We start from the raw sequence: 17,545 nt of genomic DNA on the forward strand, positions 1-17,545 counted from the left end.
AGCGCCTGACCCGCCGAAAAGGTTGATCCTGCTCATGAGCCAAGCCCCCCTCGTCCTGGTGGACGGTTCTTCTTATCTGTACCGCGCCTTTCACGCGCTGCCACCGTTGACCACCTCCAAAGGCCTGCCGACCGGTGCGGTCAAGGGCGTGTTGAACATGCTCAAAAGCCTGCGCAAGCAGTACCCGGACAGCCCGTTCGCCGTTGTGTTCGACGCCAAGGGTGGGACCTTTCGCGATGACATGTACGCCGAATACAAGGCCAACCGCCCGAGCATGCCCGATGACATGCGCGTGCAAATCGAGCCTCTGCACCAGAGCGTTATCGCCCTCGGCTTCCCATTGCTGTGTGTAGAAGGCGTGGAGGCCGATGACGTAATCGGCACTTTGGCCCGCAGCAGTGCGGCGGCGGACCGCCCGGTGGTGATTTCTACCGGTGACAAAGACATGGCGCAGCTGGTTGACGGGCACATTACCTTGGTCAACACCATGACCGGTAGCGCGATGGACATCGAGGGCGTGAAGGAGAAATTCGGTGTCGCTCCCGAGCAGATCATCGATTACCTGGCGCTGATGGGCGATTCGTCCGACAACATCCCAGGCGTTCCGGGCATTGGTCCGAAGACCGCTTCCGGCCTGCTGGTGGGCGTGAACGGCGGCCTCAAAGAGCTTTATGAGCAGTTGGATATCGTGGCGACCCTGCCGATTCGGGGCGCGAAGAACCTGCCGGCCAAGCTGGAAGAGCATAAGGAAATGGCCTTCCTGTCTTATCAACTGGCGACGATCAAGATCGACGTGCCGCTGGATGTGGGCCTGGAAGATCTGCACCTGATCGAGCCGGACCGCGAAAAGTTGCTGGAGCTGTACACGCTGCTTGAGTTCAAGAGCTGGATTGATGAGATTCAGCGCGATGCCAAGCGGGTTGAGCTCAAGGCGTCGACCGGGGCTGCTCCGGCTGTTGAGGAAGTGATTGAGACGGCTGCGCCAGTGGAAGCGTCTTACACCACCATCCTTGACCAGGCCACGTTCGACACTTGGCTGAAAAAGCTGAGTGCCGCAAAGCTGTTGGCTTTCGACACCGAAACCACCGGGATCGATGCCCAACAGGCGCAGTTGGTGGGTGTTTCCTTTGCCGTGCAACCGCATGAAGCAGCCTACATTCCGCTGACCCATTCCTACATCGGCGCGCCGCAGCAGTTGGATCGCGACACGGTTCTGTTGGCCTTGAAGCCGCTGTTGGAAGACCCGACCAAACTCAAGGTCGGCCAGCACGCCAAGTTCGACATGAACATCCTGGCCAACTGCGCCATCGGTGGCGACCCTGCGCGGGGCATTACCGTGCGCGGCATCGCCTTCGACACGATGCTCGAATCCTACGTGTTGAATTCCACCGCGACCCGGCACGACATGGACAGCCTGGCCAAGAAGTACTTGGACTACGACACCGTCAGCTTCCAGGACATCGCCGGCAAAGGCGCCAAGCAGCTGACGTTCGACCAAATCGCGCTTGAGCAGGCTGGCCCGTATGCCGCCGAAGATGCCGACGTGACGCTGCGCTTGCATCAGGCCTTGCATGCACAACTGACGGCCATACCGAGCCTGGCCAGTGTGCTGACAGACATCGAAATACCGCTGGTGCCGGTGCTGGCGCGTATCGAGCGCCAGGGTGCGCTGGTGGATAAAGAGCTGCTGGGTATCCAGAGCATCGAGCTCGGTAACAAAATGGTTGAGCTGGAGCGCCAGGCGTTCGAGATCGCTGGGGAAGAGTTTAATTTGGGTTCGCCCAAGCAGCTCGGGGCGATTCTCTACGAGAAACTCGGGCTGCCGGTGTTGAAAAAGACTGGGAAGGGACAGGCGTCCACGGCTGAGGAAGTGCTGGCCAAGTTGGCCGAAGACGACTTCCTGCTGCCCAAGGTACTGATGCAGTACCGCAGCATGAGCAAGCTGAAAAGCACTTACACCGACCGCCTGCCGGAGCAGATTAACCCGCGTACCGGGCGCATTCACACCTCTTATCATCAGGCTGTGGCCGCGACCGGGCGCTTGTCGTCCAGCGATCCGAACCTGCAGAACATCCCGGTACGCACCGCTGAAGGGCGGCGGATTCGCCAGGCGTTTGTCGCGCCCAAAGGCTACAAGCTGCTGGCGGCGGACTATTCGCAGATTGAGCTGCGGATCATGGCGCATTTGTCCAAGGACGAGGGTTTGATGAATGCGTTCCGTAACGATCTGGACGTGCACACCGCTACGGCGGCCGAGGTGTTCAAGGTTGAATTGGCTGAAGTCAGTTCCAACCAGCGTCGCAGTGCCAAGGCGATCAACTTTGGCCTGATTTACGGCATGGGCGCGCAGAAGCTGGGTAAGGACATTGGCGTCGATACCAAGACCGCCAAGGCCTACATCGATGTGTACTTCGCGCGTTATCCCGGCGTTCGCGAGTACATGGAGCGCACGCGCGCCCAGGCGGCCGATCAAGGCTATGTAGAAACCTTCTTCGGGCGTCGGCTGTACTTGCCGGATATCAATTCCAACAAGCCTCAGGAGCGAGCGGCCGCCGAGCGCACGGCGATCAACGCGCCGATGCAGGGCACGGCGGCGGACATTATCAAGAAGGCCATGGTGTTGGTGGATAACTGGCTGACCGAGTCGGGCCTGGATGCCAAAGTGATCCTGCAAGTGCACGATGAACTGGTGCTGGAAGTGCGCGAGGATCTGGTTGCAGAGGTCAGCGAGAAGGTCCGCGAGCACATGAGCGCGGCGGCCAAGCTGGATGTGCCTTTGGTGGTGGACGTGGGCGTGGGCGATAACTGGGACGAGGCGCATTGATGTCGCGGCTCTGCCGTCACCGGGCGTGGTGGCAGAGCGCTTTAGATCAGAAGCAGGCGTCAGTTATTTCCAATAGTTTTTTAGAGCTGCTGGAACTTAACCCGTGAACTGCTACTCAGAGTTACTGAATGGGTGGTGAAGCCCTTCAATGCTCCTATGTTGTGTTAAGTGTTGGCAGATATCTGGACCCCGCCCTAGCGGTCCAGAACTTGAACCCCGAACTTCCCCTCCCCAAACGAAGTCCGGGGTTTTTTTTGCCCCCAAGAAAGTGATTCGGGAAAGTTATTCCGCGACTTCCGCGCCCTTGTCCGCCAATTCCATCCAGCCGGCCAGCACCGTGTAGGCGTCTTCCAGGCCCATGCGTTTAGGCGCCGAGAACAGCTGGATGGTGATTGTATCGCCCCAACCCTTACGGATGTCGGACTGCACTTTTAGCAGGGTGTTCTTGGCTGCGCCGTAGGTCAGCTTGTCGGCCTTGGTCAGCAGGATATGCATCGGCATGCCGCTGGCAACGGCCCAGTCGAGCATCAACAGGTCGAAGTCGGTCATTGGATGACGGATGTCCATCATCAGAATCAGCCCCTTCAAACTCTCGCGGCCACCCAGATAAGCCTCCAGGTGACGCTGCCAGTGCAGCTTCAACGGGATGGGTACTTTTGCATAACCGTAGCCCGGAAGGTCGACCAGACGCCGATCATCGTCTAGCTTGAAGAAATTGAGAAGTTGTGTGCGGCCTGGGGTTTTCGAGGTGCGGGCCAGGCTGGCGTGGGTCAGGGTGTTCAGCGCGCTGGACTTGCCGGCGTTGGACCGGCCGGCAAAGGCGACTTCAAAGCCTTCGTCATCGGGGCATTGGTCCACTTTGGCGGCGCTGAGCATGAACGTGGACTGTTGGCACAGGCCGAGGATGGGGTTCTTGAGTTGCATGAGATTTCCGATGTGGGCGGTGCCGAAAAAGGGTGCGGCAAGCGGTGTCGTTTCCGTTTCAGTAGCGCCAGTATATAATGCCGCAGATTTTGTGTGTGCTTTGTCCCAGCGAAGGATGAAGTTCACGGGAGCGAAAGACCTTCATTGCGCATTAGAACGCAAAACGCTCTCAAACCCTGAAAAGGTCGATGTATGACCCGATGGTTGCTCGCTTTTGGTGTCCTGATTCCGCTTTACGGCGCTCAGGCTACACAGGATCCGGAGGCGGTGTACAACCGAGTTTGCGTGGCTTGCCATGCCGGCCAACTGCCCAGCGCCCCCAGACGGGGTGACCAGGCAGCCTGGGCGCCAAGACTGGCGCAGGGTATGGACACGCTGGTGCAACACGTGACTCAGGGTTTCAAGGCAATGCCGCCGCGTGGTTTGTGCATGGACTGCAGTACTGAGGATTACCAGGCCATCATTGAGTTGATGGTGAGTAAACCCGGTAGATAACTCTTAAACCCTTAGCCGTAGTTGGATTAGCTGATGAACAAACTGATCGTGAGTCTGCTGTTGACCTTGGGCATCACCGGTGTTGCCCATGCCGCAGGCGACGCCACTGCTGGCCAGGCGAAAGCCGCCGTATGTGGTGCTTGCCATGGACCGGACGGTAATAGCCCGGCACCAAACTTTCCAAAACTGGCCGGCCAGGGCGAGCGTTACCTGACCAAGCAGATGCACGACATCAAGGACGGTAAGCGTACGGTGCTGGAAATGACCGGCCTGCTCACCAACCTCAGCGATCAAGACCTGGCGGACATCGCGGCGTATTTTGCGAGCCAGAAGGGCAGTGTGGGAGCTGCCGATCCGAAGTTGGTCGACAAAGGCCAGGCGTTGTTTCAGGGTGGCAAGCTCGCTGAAGACCAGCCCATCGGCGGCATGCCCGCCTGTAAGGCTTGCCACATCGCAGGCGGCAGTGGTCTGGCAGAGGCCGGCTTCCCTCACTTGAGTGGTCAGCACGCCCAATACACCGCCAAGCAATTGAAGGAATTTCGCGAGAAGGTTCGCTTCATCGATGGTGATGCCAGCAACAAAATGATGACTGACATTGCGGCAAAGCTGTCGGATAAAGATATCGAAGCGTTGTCCAGCTATATTCAGGGCCTGCACTGATCAGTCCGGTGACGTTAACGCTCGATTAATCCATCGATGCAAGCATAAAAAGGGTGGCTTAGGCCGCCCTTTTTTGTGGCCGGTGCCGTTACACTAACGAACTCATGCCCGCGTAGACCTGTCACAACTAAAGGTCGCGTGAGGCGACTTTATTTGTCCAGGAGTAAAGCATGCGTAATCTGATCCTCAGCGCCGCTCTCGTCACTGCCAGCCTCTTCGGCATGACCGCACAAGCTGCCGATAATGTGCCGCTTGAAGCCGGTAAAACCTACGTTGAATTGGCCAACCCTGTTCCGGTTTCGGAGCCAGGCAAGATCGAAGTGGTGGAGCTGTTCTGGTATGGCTGCCCGCATTGCTACGCCTTTGAGCCGACCATCAATCCATGGGCTGAAAAACTCCCGTCTGACGTTAATTTCAAACGCATCCCTGCATTGTTCGGCGGCCCATGGGATGCCCATGGTCAGCTCTTCATTACGCTCGATACCATGGGTGTAGAGCACAAGGTTCACAACGCCGTGTTCAACGCGATCCAGAAAGAAGGCAAGCGCCTGACCAAACCTGAGGAGATGGCTGACTTCGTCGCCACTCAAGGTGTTGATAAGGCCAAGTTCCTTGAGACGTTCAACTCGTTCGCCGTCAAGGGCAAAATGGCTCAATACAAAGAGCTGGCCCAGAAGTACGGCGTGCAGGGCGTACCGACCATGATTGTCAACGGCAAATACCGTTTCGACCTGGGCACTACCGGTGGTCCTGAGCAAACCCTCAACGTTGCCGACCAACTGATCGCCAAAGAGCGCGCAGCCAAGTAAGGGGCCTACCATGCGCCGCTGGGGTACTGAACGCGTCGTTGGCCTGCACGACCCGCAGGTCAACGAGCACCATCTGGAAACCACAGGCCTGCCGCCAGACAGCCGCTTGCGCCTGCTGAGCTTCAATATTCAGGTGGGCATCAGTACCGAGAAGTATCGGCACTACATCACCCGTGGCTGGCAGCACCTGCTGCCACACAACGGGCGGGCCGTTAACTTGCAAAAGATCGGCAACCTGCTGAACGACTTCGACTTGGTCGCCCTGCAGGAGGTCGACGGCGGTAGCATACGCTCCGGCTACATCAACCAAGTGGAACACTTGGCCCAGCTTGGCGCGTTCCCTTACTGGTATCAGCAACTCAACCGCAACCTTGGGCGCCTGGCGCAGCACAGCAATGGTGTGCTCAGCCGCTTGAAGCCGACCGCCATCGAAGATCATCCACTGCCAGGTCCCAAGGGCCGGGGGGCGATCCTCGTGCGTTTCGGCGAAGGCCCGGAAGCCTTGGTCGTGGTGATGATGCACCTGGCGCTCGGGGGGCGTACGCGCAACCTGCAACTCGCCTACATTCGTGAATTAATTGGCAACTACAAGCACCAGGTACTGATGGGTGACATGAACACCCATGCCAACGACCTGCTGCAGAATTCCCCGTTGCGGGACCTCGGGTTACTGGCGCCGCAAGTCGAAGCCACGTTTCCCAGCTGGCGCCCCCAACGCTGTCTTGACCATATCCTGCTTAGCCCGACCCTTACGCTCGAAAGCGTGCAGGTGCTGGCGCAGCCCATCTCCGATCACCTGCCGGTCGCGGTAGAGATTCGTCTGCCGGGTTCGCTCACGGCTGATGCATTACCCGCGTTGAGCCCAGGCACCAGCGGACCCCTTGCATGAGCGACGACGCCCAGCGCTGGAAAGAGAAATACCTTAAAAGCGTCGAGCAACAAGACAAACTCGAACGTCGCTGGGCTGCCCGTCTTGACCTGCTACGCCGAGGGTTGGTGCGTAGCACGCTGGCGGCGGAAGGGACCGACCGCGCGGTCGACCAATGCATGAAGGAGATGCGCGACGTAGTGCGTACCGACGACATGGACGCCGCCCTCGCCGCCTTGCTGCCGCGTTTGGAAAAAGCCGTGTTGGATTCGGAGCAGCGCCGCGAAACGCGCGTCGACCAGATGAGTACTGCGCTCACGGCCCTGGTCGCGCAACTGCAAAAGCTGCCGCTGCCGCGTGAGGTGGCCCGCCCGCTGAAAACCTTCGCCAAGCAACTGGATAGCCGAGTCGGACAGGCACGCGAGATTCCGCTGCTACTCAGTGAGCTGAGCAGCCTGCAGGGGCAAGCCCTCAATAACCTGGAGCCGGACGGCGAAACCACGCGCCCTGGGCCAGGGCTGCTACAACGCCTGTTTGGCGCGAAGGAAGTCTCAAATGACGCGCCGCTGGTCGAAGCCACGCCAGAGCTGGTTGCGCCAAAGCTCGTTGCGCCCAAACCCGCGCCTGAGCCTCAAGAGCCCGCGCAATCCGAAGAATTGACAAAAGCTTTGCGCGCCTTCGCGCCGTTGTCGCAAGCACCGTCACCCTCGCAGCCTGAACCCGTTGCACCTGGTGCGGCCGTTAAGGTGGCAGAGGTCGCCGGTGAAACATTTGTGTTCGAAGCTCCGGCATCAGTGGAGTCTGCCGTCCTGCCTGTCGAGGCGCCTGAGCCCAAGACGCCTGTGCCGCCGACAGAGGAAGCTGCTCCCGAAAGCGCGCTCGCCGCATTTATCGAAGCGCCGCAGGCTGCGGTCGACACGCCGGAGCAAACCACCATCGGCAGTTTGTCCCTGCCGCCGGTGCTGGAGAGCCCCGAGCCCGATCCAGATGAACTGCAATTGGACGGCATCTACGCTCTGCCCGACTCGCCGGAGCCGTCCTACAGCTCCGTCGCCAAGCATATCGAAGACACCTTGCTCGGCCTGCTTGATGAGCTGTCGCTGCCTGAGCGTCACCGGCCCCAGGCCGAAGCCATGCGCGAGCGCCTGGCCCACGGCTTGAACTGGTACGAGCTGCTGCCGATCCTCGACGACCTGGCCGTGCTGATGCTGGCGATCACCGACAGTGGCCAGCACGAGTTCGAAGCCTACCTCAAGCAGCTCAACGAGCGCCTCGAGGCATTCCAGGGCCACCTGCAGGTAGCCAGTGAAGGCCATGCCGACAGCCGCTCGGCCGCGCAGGAGCTGGACACGCAGATTCGTGAACAGGTCGACGGTCTGCAAAGCAGCGTGCAGGACGCGGCCGATCTGGACAGCCTCAAGCACGTGCTGGAGAGCCACCTCGAAGGCCTGCTCGGCACGATGGACGCGCACCAGCAGCAGCGTGACCAGCGCGAGCAGGAAGTGGCAGCGCGCCTCAAAGGGCTGGCTGAGCGGGTGGCGAGCATGGAGCAGGAAGCCCAAGGCTATCGCGAGCATCTGGAAGTACAGCGCCAGAAGGCCTTGATCGATCCGCTCACCGGCCTGCCCAATCGTGCAGCCTGGAGCGAGCGCCTGGATCATGAAGTGAATACCTGGCACCAACGCGGCAATAGCCTGTCGCTGGCCATGTTGGACCTGGACCATTTCAAGCGCATCAACGACGGCTATGGCCACTTGGCGGGTGACAAGGTACTGAAGATCATCGCCAATGTGTTGCGCAAACGCCTGCGCCCCACTGACTTTATCGCGCGTTTCGGTGGTGAAGAGTTTGTGTTGCTGATGCCGGACTCAGCCTTGACGGATGCCCTCGCCGTGGGCGAAGTGCTCCGTGCTGCGATCGAAGCGTGCCCTTTCCACTTTAAGGGCGAGCCGGTAACGATCACGGTATCCATGGGCGTGGCGCAGTTCCAGCCGGGTGAGCGCAGTGACTTGGCGCTCAAACGTGCCGATGAGGCACTATACCGGGCGAAGGCGGCGGGACGTAATCAGGTGCAGGCGGCCTAAAATATGTTCCATTTTGTAATTTGACCGTCCAGCCACAAACGGTACGTTACACTGTTGCATTATCGTCTTCAGCGTAATGTCTTCTGCTATGAAATCCTTTTGCATCGCCTTTATGTTCCTCCTGCTCGCCGGCTGCGCCAGTGGCCCGCGCCTGAACACCAGCCATCCTTCGGTTAACCACGACAACCGCGTGCAGTTCGTGGTCGTCCATTACACCTCAACCAACCTTGAACGCTCCCTGGCGCTGTTAACCCACGGCCAGGTCAGCAGCCATTACCTGATCGGTGACGACGCCTCTGGCACTCTCTACAAGCTGGTGGATGAGAGCCAGCGCGCCTGGCACGCTGGTGAAAGCGAGTGGATGGGCCGTACCTGGCTCAACTCCAGCTCGATTGGCATCGAGATCGTCAACCCAGGCTATCGTGATACACCGACGGGCCGTGTCTGGTACCCGTATTCCGAGGCGCAGGTGCAGTCGTTGGTGGTGTTGCTCAAGGACATCAGCAAGCGCAATGGCATCGAACCCAAGAACATCATTGGCCATAGCGACATCGCCCCGTTGCGAAAGCTCGACCCGGGCCCGTTGTTCCCGTGGAAGCGTTTAGCGGCTGAGGGCTTGGGGGTCTGGCCGGACGCGCAGGCCGTTGCTCGATTCCAGGTGCAGTACGCGGCTGAGCTGCCGAGCGTCACCTGGTTCCAGGAAGAGCTGGCACGCCTGGGCTACCAGACACCGCAGACCGGTGAGTTGGATGTTGCTACGCGACATGTGATCGCGGCGTTCCAGATGCACTTCCGGCCATCGCTCTTTGATGGCACGCCGGATGCTGAAAGTGCTGCGATATTGCGCGCATTGAACCGCAGTTAAGCGTGTAACCCGATTCAAATTGTGGGAGCGGTGGTGCGACGCTCCCGCAATTTATTTCGTATGGCCAGCAGGTAACTCGAGCGGCCAGGCTACAGCGGCAACGCCATATAGAATTGCGTACCTTGCCCCGGCCGCGAATACACACCCATGCGGCCGCCGTGCAGTTGCACGATCTCTTTGCACAGTGCCAGCCCAAGGCCGGCGCCGCCTTTTTTGCGGCCCACCTGCACGAAGGGTTCGAAGATCCTGCCCTGCTGGCCGTAGGCGATGCCTTCGCCGTTATCTTCGACGCTGATAATCACGCGCTCGCCATGGCGGCGTGCCTGCAGGCGAATCTGCCCGCCATCGGCGGTATGGCGCAACGCGTTGCCCAGCAGGTTGTCGAGCACACGTTCCAACTGAGCCTGGTCGGCATACAGCCTGGGCAAATCAGGTTGGGCTTCCACCAGCAGTTCGATGTTCTGAGCACTCGCCAGCTCGGTGAAACGCGCCCGTGCGTGCTCCAGCAGGTCGGTGACATCGCAGGGCCCCAGGGTAAGTTTTTGCAGGCCATTCTGGTAGCGCGAAAAATTGAGCAAGTCGTTGATCAACTGCATTAGGCGCTGCATTTCTTCATTGACCGTATCCAGCAAGTCCGCTTCACGGGACTCGGCCGGAAACTTCGCCCGTTCGCGGAACAGCCCGAAGGCCATGTGCATGCCGGTCACCGGCGTGCGCAGTTCGTGGGAGGCGCGCAACACGAATTCGCTGCGCACGCGTTCGAAGGCGCGCTGTTCGGTGACGTCATGCAGCACCATCACTGCCCCGAGGATATGCCCTTGGGTGTGGCTAACCGGCGTCAAGCTGTAGGTCAGCAGGCGCAGTTCGCCCTCAACCTCCACTTCCAGATCTTCCGGCGCCCGCTCCAGGTTGCCGCCGCGCAGTACTAGCTGCAGCTGTTCATCCATTTCCGGGCGGCCCAGCGCCTCGCCCAAGCCCTGGCCTAAACGTGCCTCGTCCCAGCCCAACTGGCGCTGAGCGACGGGGTTCAGATGCTCCAGGCGACCTTGGCGGTCGATCATCAACAGACCGTCGTCGATGCTGTCGAGCACCGCTTGCAGGCGCTGCTGGCCGGCCAGCAATTCATCGATATTGGTTGCCTGGTGCTGGCGCAACGCTTCGGCCATGATGCCGAAGCGCCGGGTCAGCAGATTCATTTCCGCTGCTGAAGAGATCGGCAGCGTCACTTCGAAATCGCCCTGCCCGATCTTGTCAGCGGCTTTGGCCAAAGCTTCGATCGGCCCGCCAAAGCGCCGGGCGACGCCATGGGCGGTGATGAAGCCGATAATCAATACCGCCAGGCCCACTAGGCCCAGAAGACCGGCAATCAACAGCGCTCGGTCGCGGGATTTGTATTCTCTGGCGTTGATGTTCTCCAAGGCGTGCTTGTGTTCGGTGATCAGGCCGTTACGCAACGCATTGAAGGTGTCGGTCAGCTTTTGGTTTTTATTATTGGCCAGCGAGCGTTGCTGGGCCTCGTCAAATGCCTTGATAAAATTCAGGTAGTCAACGCGTGCCTGGCTGAACCCGCTGAGCCTGCCGTCTTGCTGTTCATGGGCGATGCCCTCATCCAGCAGTGCGAGGTATTGCTGTTTTGAGGTTTTCAGCACCTCGGGGTCCGGTTGCTCCTGCAACATCAGGATCAACTGGTCTCCCAAGGTTTGGCGCAGCTTGAGGCCAAGGTCCAGGGTGATGAAGTTGCTGCGGATCAGCGACTCCTGGCTCTTGGCCATTTGCATAACACTGACCAGTCCCAGGACCAGTCCCAGCAGGGCGACGGTGATCAGCGCTGAGATACTCAGGAACAAACGAGTGCGCAGTTTCATCGCTAGCTTCATAAGGTACCGCTCACAAGTTGTACTGTTTGCGTTTGCGGTACAGGGTCGACGCGTCGATGCCCAAAGTACGGGCCGCCTGGTCCAGGGTGTCGCTGGTGGCAAGTACCGCACCGATATGGGCTTTCTCCAGCTCGTCCAGACTCAACGCAGCGCCGATTCGCGGCGCATTGTTGGTCGGCTGCTCGGCCATCCCGAGGTGGCTGATTTCGACCTTTTCCAGTGGGCAGATAATACTGGCTCTCTCAACAACGTTTCTCAGTTCACGGATATTCCCTGGCCATCGGTAGTTGAGCAGTGCTTCACGCGCCTCGTCGCTGAAACCGCGCGCCGGTCGGGCGTATTCCTTGACGAAGCGCGCCAGGAAGCGGTCGGCCAGGGTCAGGATGTCTTCGCTGCGCTCACGCAGTGGCGGCAGGTGCAAGGTGATGACGTTGAGGCGATAGAGCAAGTCTTCGCGGAAACGGCCGTCGCGCACCATGTCTTCGAGGTTCAGGTTGGTGGCCGCCAGGATGCGCACATCGGCACGCCGGGTGACCGGGTCGCCCACGCGCTCGTATTCCTTGTCCTGAATGAAGCGCAATAACTTGGGTTGCAAAGTGAGTGGGAAATCGCCGATTTCGTCGAGAAAAAGCGTGCCGCCGTCTGCTTGGTTGACGCGGCCCAAGGTGCTCTCACTGGCACCGGTAAACGCACCACGGCTGTGGCCGAACAATTCGCTTTCCATCAGCTCGGCCGTGAGGGACGGGCAGTTGATGGTCACGCAGGACTTCTTCGCGCGTTTGCTCCAGCCGTGGATGGCCCGAGCCAATTCACCTTTACCTGTCCCAGACTCGCCCAGGATTAAAATGTTGGCGTCGGTGCCCGCGACTTGGCGTGCGGTTTCCAACACCACCATCATGGCCGGGCTGTGGGAATCGAGCCCGTCTTTGGGTTGGCGCACTTCGCCTTCCAGCGCTTCCAGGCGTGCCGAGAGTTGGCGCACTTCCAATTGCTTGGCGGTGGCCAGGCGCAATTGGTCAGGGCTGCATGGCTTGACCAAGTAGTCGGCTGCACCGGCCTGGATCGCGTCGACTGCGGTATCCACGGCTGAATGCGCGGTAACAATCACCACGCGCATCCACGGCGCCTGGATACGCATCTGCGCCAATACATCCAGGCCATTGTCTTCGCCCAGGCGCAGGTCGAGGAAGCACAGGTCGAACACCTGGCGTTGCATCAGGGCGTCGGCTTGGGCGGCGCTGTTGGCGGTGGCTACGGTATAGCCTTCATCTTCCAGGCAGTAACGGAAGGTGCGAAGGATCGCGGATTCGTCATCCACTAAAAGAATGCGGCCTTGAAGTTCCTTGGCTGATTCCATCTGTCCCGCGCTCCTTAACTATGAATGATGGTGTTTAGTCCCGGAATAATCGGGCAAGTTGCATGGTTTATTCTGATTGATAAAAGGCACCTTCGTGCAGGTATCTGCGCATCCCCCTACAAACGCGCTGGTTGACAGCGTTTTCATGCCTTCTTGCCACTTCGGCAATTCAATATCCCCTTTCGATCCCTTGACCCGACCATTGACCATCGTGCATTTCGCACGGTCTGCATAGGGGCATCGTGCAGGATGCTGGGCTCATAGGCGGCAATGTATTTATAACTATATGATTCTATTGAGTTTTATTTTGTAAAAAATCTGGCATGCACCCTGCAATACCTCTCCCAACAGTGTCATGACCGAATAATCAGAATGCGGGAGAAATGCAGCATGACTCGCCAAAGCCTCAGCCCATTGCGTGTATCGCCACTGCGCTTGCAGCAAGGTCTCTTCGCCAGCCTGGCGTTGATGGTCACGTTGATTGCCGGCCAGCAGTTTCAGCATTGGCAACAGAGTCAGCAGCAAGCCCCGCAATTCGAACGTCCGGTGATGACCCAGACCCATTTTCGTTCCGTTGGCAGCGTTACTGCCGATGTAACCGCCCCGCAGTTGAGAGTGGTTGACCAGGATTCGACCTTGGGCGAATTGCCCGCTCAAGAGCGTTGGGTGTTCTAGGCAACAAAAGGTCGCTTGTGTTGAGCGGCCGCACGGCACTACCGCTGTTACCCCTATAAAAGCGTAAGGAGAATCACCATGTTGAGTTGGGCAATCACATTTCTGATCATCGCCATTGTGGCTGCAGTCCTGGGCTTCGGTGGTATCGCGGGCACCGCCACGGGTATCGCAAAAATTCTGTTTGTGGTCTTCCTGGTGATGTTCATCGCTTCGTTCTTCTTTGGTCGTCGCGGCCGAGGCTGAATATGACCACTTTGTCTATCAAAGCCATTGCTGCCGCCCTGCTCTTGGGCGGTAGCGGCCTGGTGATGGCCGCCAATGACGGCCAATCACGGGCTAACGAGTTGCTCAGTGCGGACAAGCAGTACCGCGAAACCTGGCAAAGCGTGGTGAAGAAAGAAGAGCGCCTGCCGGAATGGGTGATGAACCTGTCCGGTACCGCCGAACAAATGAATGCCGTGCAAGAAGATGGCGAGAAGTACTTGGTCGGGCCGCTCTGCGAAACTGCAGATACCTGCCTGAACAAGCGTCTGATCGTTGCCTTCAGCTACGACAAGGAAGATGCCTACGCCATGTTGGTTCAAGTCCCGGCCGGTCTGCCGGCAGACAAGTCCCCGACACGGCACGCCGACTACCGCTTTATCGGTAAGCCGAACGAAGGCATGCAAAAGCTGCTGATGGAGCAGCTTAAGAAAGATCCGAATTGGTACTAGGTTCCGTCTGACGCTTCTGTCGTCAACGGGGCCGGCGTCCATGGAAAGAAGCCCTTTCGCTTCTTTCTGTCAGCATCGCTCGCCAAGGGCGATGCATGACCAGGGGGCCGGGTTGCTCTGATCAATCGAGATCGGCGTGACCTACGGGCACAGGGAGTGCCTGCGCAAGGGCCGGGTCAGGCGAAAAGCTGCGACGCAAGTTCACAAGTCCTCAAGCTTGCTGAACTTGCGACGGGCTTATAGCGCTCACGACCGATCTTGTATGTCGCCCATAGCCGCTGTTTTATTTTTTGCCTCCTCACAAACATTACTTGGTGTGTCGAGGCGACCTTCTATCGAGAAAATTTCGCTCCCGCCATAGAACATATCCGACGCCAAGCTCATCAAATCCCAGGCATTTTTGCGAATCGCTGAAAGTCGTCCAATATCTCTGAGCAAGCCGGTATTGGTCGGTTCACGGCATATTCACCTGCCTAAATGGCGTATTTGAACTGACCGTTCGGACAGTTATTTACAAAAAAAGCCATGCCGATTCGGCATAGGGTAGGCGTTTACGGCATTAGACGTCGCTCCCTTGCATGGGAATAGTTGCGCCTTTTTTCGCCTGCCAGTAAGCCATTTCGGCCACGCTGCGGTGACCTTCTACGGAGGCAGATGCACACACTTTTTCGCTTCCGAGCGTTCCAGCTGGCGCATTTGCCTTAAGTCCACTTGAAGTAAGGGTAATGACATGAAGAAGGCAAAGCTAAGCCTCGCCTGGCAGATCCTCATCGGTTTGGTATTGGGTATCGCAATCGGTGCAGTGCTTAACCATTTCAGTGCTGAAAAAGCCTGGTGGATCAGCAATGTGTTGCAGCCGGCGGGCGATATTTTTATCCGCCTGATCAAGATGATCGTGATCCCGATTGTGATTTCCTCGCTGATCGTCGGCATCGCCGGTGTGGGAGACGCGAAGAAACTCGGTCGAATCGGCGTCAAAACCATCCTCTACTTCGAAGTGGTCACCACCATCGCCATTGTGGTCGGCCTGTTGTTGGCCAACCTGTTCCACCCGGGCGCCGGGATCGACATGAGTACCTTGGGTACCGTCGACATCTCCAAGTACACCGCCACTGCCGCCGAAGTGCAGCATGAGCATGCGTTCATCGAGACCCTCCTCAACCTGATCCCTTCGAACATCTTTGCCGCCGTTGCCCGTGGCGAAATGCTGCCGATCATCTTCTTCTCGGTGCTGTTCGGCCTCGGGCTGTCGAGCCTCAAGCCGGAACTGCGCGAGCCGCTGGTGACGATGTTCCAGGGCGTGTCCGAGAGCATGTTCAAAGTTACCCACATGATCATGAAGTACGCCCCAATCGGCGTATTTGCCCTGATCGCGGTGACCGTTGCCAACTTCGGCTTCGCCTCTTTGCTGCCGCTGGCCAAGCTGGTGATCCTGGTTTACGTGGCCATCTTGTTCTTCGCTTTTGCGGTACTGGGCCTGATCGCGCGTCTGTTTGGCTTCTCGATCCTCAAGCTGATCCGCATCTTCAAGGACGAGCTGGTACTGGCTTACTCCACCGCCAGTTCCGAAACCGTGCTGCCACGTGTGATCGAGAAGATGGAAGCCTACGGCGCGCCGAAGGCCATCTGCAGCTTTGTGGTGCCGACCGGCTACTCGTTCAACCTCGACGGTTCGACCCTGTACCAGAGCATCGCGGCTATCTTTATCGCCCAGCTGTACGGCATCGACCTGTCGATTGGCCAGCAATTGATGCTGGTGTTGACGTTGATGGTCACCTCCAAAGGTATTGCCGGCGTGCCGGGCGTGTCCTTCGTGGTGCTGCTGGCCACCTTGGGCAGCGTCGGTATTCCGCTGGAAGGCCTGGCGTTCATTGCTGGTGTCGACCGCATTATGGACATGGCGCGTACCGCGCTGAACGTGATCGGCAACGCCTTGGCCGTATTGGTCATCTCCCGCTGGGAGGGCATGTACGACGACGCCAAGGGCGAGCGCTACTGGAACTCCCTGCCGCACTGGCGCAGCAAGCCAGCGTCGCCGGCCGCGCAAGCTACCCGCGGCTGATAGCGCGACTGCTGTGAGACAAACCCCGGGAATTCCGGGGTTTGTCGTTTCTGCCAGCCCCGCTATCATTCGCCCCATCTTTCGGGGGATTCAACTGATGCTCAATGGCCTGTGGCTTGGCTTCTTTGTCGTGGCAATGGTGTCAGCACTGGCGCAATGGCTGATTGGCGGTAATGCCGGGATTTTTGCGGCGATGGTGGAAAGCATTTTCGCCATGGCCAAATTGTCGGTGGAAGTGATGGTGCTGCTGTTCGGCACGCTGACCTTATGGCTGGGCTTTTTGCGCATCGCCGAAAAAGCCGGGATTGTCGACTGGCTGGCCAAGGCCCTCGGCCCGCTGTTTCGCCGCCTGATGCCGGAGGTGCCGGCCGGCCACCCCGCTATTGGCTTGATCACCCTCAACTTCGCGGCCAACGGCCTGGGCCTGGACAACGCCGCCACGCCTATCGGCCTGAAAGCCATGAAGGCGCTGCAGGAACTCAACCCGATCCCCAACACCGCGAGTAACGCGCAGATTCTGTTCCTGGTGCTCAACGCGTCTTCGCTGACGCTGTTGCCAGTGACCATCTTCATGTACCGCGCCCAGCAAGGCGCCGTCGACCCGACGCTGGTGTTCCTGCCAATCCTGCTGGCTACCAGCGCTTCGAGCTTGGTGGGTCTGCTCTCGGTGGCGGTAATGCAGCGCCTGCGGCTGTGGGACCCGGTGGTGCTGGCTTACCTGATTCCCGGCGCGCTGATCCTCGGTGGCTTTATGGCGTTGTTGGCGACCTTGTCCGCCACGGCGTTGGCCGGCTTGTCTTCGATCCTCGGCAACCTGACGCTGTTCGGCCTGATCATGTTGTTCCTGGTGATCGGTGCGCTGCGCAAGGTCAAGGTGTACGAAGCGTTTGTCGAAGGCGCCAAAGAGGGCTTCGACGTTGCCAAGAACCTACTGCCGTATCTGGTGGCGATGCTCTGCGCGGTGGGTGTGTTGCGCGCGTCCGGCGCCTTGGACTTCGGCCTTGAGGGGATTCGCCACGTGGTGGCCTGGACGGGCCTGGACACGCGATTTGTCGACGCGTTGCCGACCGCGATGGTCAAGCCGTTCTCCGGCAGTGCTGCGCGGGCCATGCTGATCGAGACCATGCAGACCCAGGGCGTGGACAGCTTCCCGGCGTTGGTGGCGGCGACGATCCAAGGCAGTACGGAGACCACCTTCTATGTGTTGGCGGTGTACTTTGGCTCGGTGGGGATCCAGCGGGCACGGCATGCCGTGGGATGTGCGTTGCTGGCTGAGTTTGCTGGCGTCGTGGCGGCGATTTCGGTGTGCTACTGGTTCTTTGGTTAAGGCTT

General features: G+C 59.1%; 15 protein-coding genes. 12 read left to right on the top strand and 3 right to left on the bottom strand.

Annotation, left to right across the window (positions count from 1 at the left end; genetic code table 11):
- Positions 1-34 precede the first annotated feature (34 nt).
- Entirely contained in the window at positions 35-2,824 is a 2,790-nt protein-coding gene (gene polA / locus E0F99_RS13140) for a DNA polymerase I (RefSeq protein ID WP_083355921.1), read from the top strand.
- A gap of 282 nt (positions 2,825-3,106) precedes the next feature.
- Here polA and yihA read toward each other — a convergent pair whose 3' ends face one another.
- Positions 3,107-3,748 carry a ribosome biogenesis GTP-binding protein YihA/YsxC gene (gene yihA / locus E0F99_RS13145; RefSeq protein WP_083355920.1) on the bottom strand — a complete coding sequence of 214 codons (642 nt, stop codon included), beginning with the start codon at positions 3,746-3,748 and terminating at the stop codon, positions 3,107-3,109.
- A gap of 192 nt (positions 3,749-3,940) precedes the next feature.
- On the opposite strand from yihA, the gene E0F99_RS13150 reads away from it, so the two are divergent.
- From E0F99_RS13150 to E0F99_RS13180, 6 genes are all read left to right on the top strand, one after another.
- Positions 3,941-4,243 (top strand): c-type cytochrome, encoded by a 303-nt coding sequence (locus E0F99_RS13150; RefSeq protein ID WP_083355919.1) that lies wholly within the window; start codon positions 3,941-3,943, stop codon positions 4,241-4,243.
- 33 nt (positions 4,244-4,276) lie between these two features.
- Complete coding sequence (locus E0F99_RS13155; RefSeq protein WP_083355918.1) at positions 4,277-4,903, top strand: c-type cytochrome; 627 nt, start codon at positions 4,277-4,279, stop codon at positions 4,901-4,903.
- Between the two features lie 170 nt (positions 4,904-5,073).
- Complete coding sequence (locus E0F99_RS13165) at positions 5,074-5,712, top strand: thiol:disulfide interchange protein DsbA/DsbL (RefSeq protein WP_083355917.1); 639 nt, start codon at positions 5,074-5,076, stop codon at positions 5,710-5,712.
- 10 nt (positions 5,713-5,722) lie between these two features.
- Entirely contained in the window at positions 5,723-6,601 is an 879-nt protein-coding gene (locus E0F99_RS13170; RefSeq protein WP_083355916.1) for an endonuclease/exonuclease/phosphatase family protein, read from the top strand.
- Complete coding sequence (locus E0F99_RS13175; RefSeq protein WP_083355915.1) at positions 6,598-8,664, top strand: GGDEF domain-containing protein; 2,067 nt, start codon at positions 6,598-6,600, stop codon at positions 8,662-8,664. Before E0F99_RS13170 ends, E0F99_RS13175 begins: the two co-directional genes overlap by 4 nt.
- Positions 8,665-8,752: 88 nt before the next feature.
- Positions 8,753-9,529 (top strand): N-acetylmuramoyl-L-alanine amidase, encoded by a 777-nt coding sequence (locus E0F99_RS13180; protein WP_083355914.1) that lies wholly within the window; start codon positions 8,753-8,755, stop codon positions 9,527-9,529.
- An 89-nt stretch (positions 9,530-9,618) separates the two neighbouring features.
- Here E0F99_RS13180 and E0F99_RS13185 read toward each other — a convergent pair whose 3' ends face one another.
- On the bottom strand, positions 9,619-11,406 hold the full coding sequence (locus E0F99_RS13185) for a KinB sensor domain-containing domain (RefSeq protein WP_083355913.1): 1,788 nt from the start codon (positions 11,404-11,406) through the stop codon (positions 9,619-9,621).
- Positions 11,407-11,416: 10 nt separating this feature from the next.
- Positions 11,417-12,763, bottom strand: a complete 1,347-nt coding sequence (gene algB / locus E0F99_RS13190) for a sigma-54-dependent response regulator transcription factor AlgB (RefSeq protein WP_083355912.1) — start codon at positions 12,761-12,763, stop codon at positions 11,417-11,419.
- Between the two features lie 390 nt (positions 12,764-13,153).
- Between algB and E0F99_RS13195 the strand changes: the two genes are divergently transcribed.
- The 5 genes from E0F99_RS13195 to E0F99_RS13215 all read left to right on the top strand — a co-directional run bounded on the left by E0F99_RS13195 (position 13,154) and on the right by E0F99_RS13215 (position 17,540).
- Positions 13,154-13,438 carry a hypothetical protein gene (locus tag E0F99_RS13195; RefSeq protein ID WP_083355911.1) on the top strand — a complete coding sequence of 95 codons (285 nt, stop codon included), beginning with the start codon at positions 13,154-13,156 and terminating at the stop codon, positions 13,436-13,438.
- A gap of 78 nt (positions 13,439-13,516) precedes the next feature.
- Entirely contained in the window at positions 13,517-13,681 is a 165-nt protein-coding gene (locus E0F99_RS13200) for a DUF1328 domain-containing protein (protein WP_003170804.1), read from the top strand.
- 2 nt (positions 13,682-13,683) lie between these two features.
- Positions 13,684-14,151 carry an inhibitor of vertebrate lysozyme family protein gene (locus E0F99_RS13205; protein ID WP_083355910.1) on the top strand — a complete coding sequence of 156 codons (468 nt, stop codon included), beginning with the start codon at positions 13,684-13,686 and terminating at the stop codon, positions 14,149-14,151.
- Between the two features lie 730 nt (positions 14,152-14,881).
- Complete coding sequence (gene gltP, locus E0F99_RS13210) at positions 14,882-16,213, top strand: glutamate/aspartate:proton symporter GltP (protein ID WP_083355909.1); 1,332 nt, start codon at positions 14,882-14,884, stop codon at positions 16,211-16,213.
- A 97-nt stretch (positions 16,214-16,310) separates the two neighbouring features.
- Entirely contained in the window at positions 16,311-17,540 is a 1,230-nt protein-coding gene (locus tag E0F99_RS13215; protein ID WP_083355908.1) for a nucleoside recognition domain-containing protein, read from the top strand.
- Positions 17,541-17,545: the final 5 nt, after the last annotated feature.

Origin of the sequence: Pseudomonas antarctica (assembly GCF_900624995.1) — a bacterium.
GTDB lineage: Bacteria > Pseudomonadota > Gammaproteobacteria > Pseudomonadales > Pseudomonadaceae > Aquipseudomonas > Aquipseudomonas antarctica.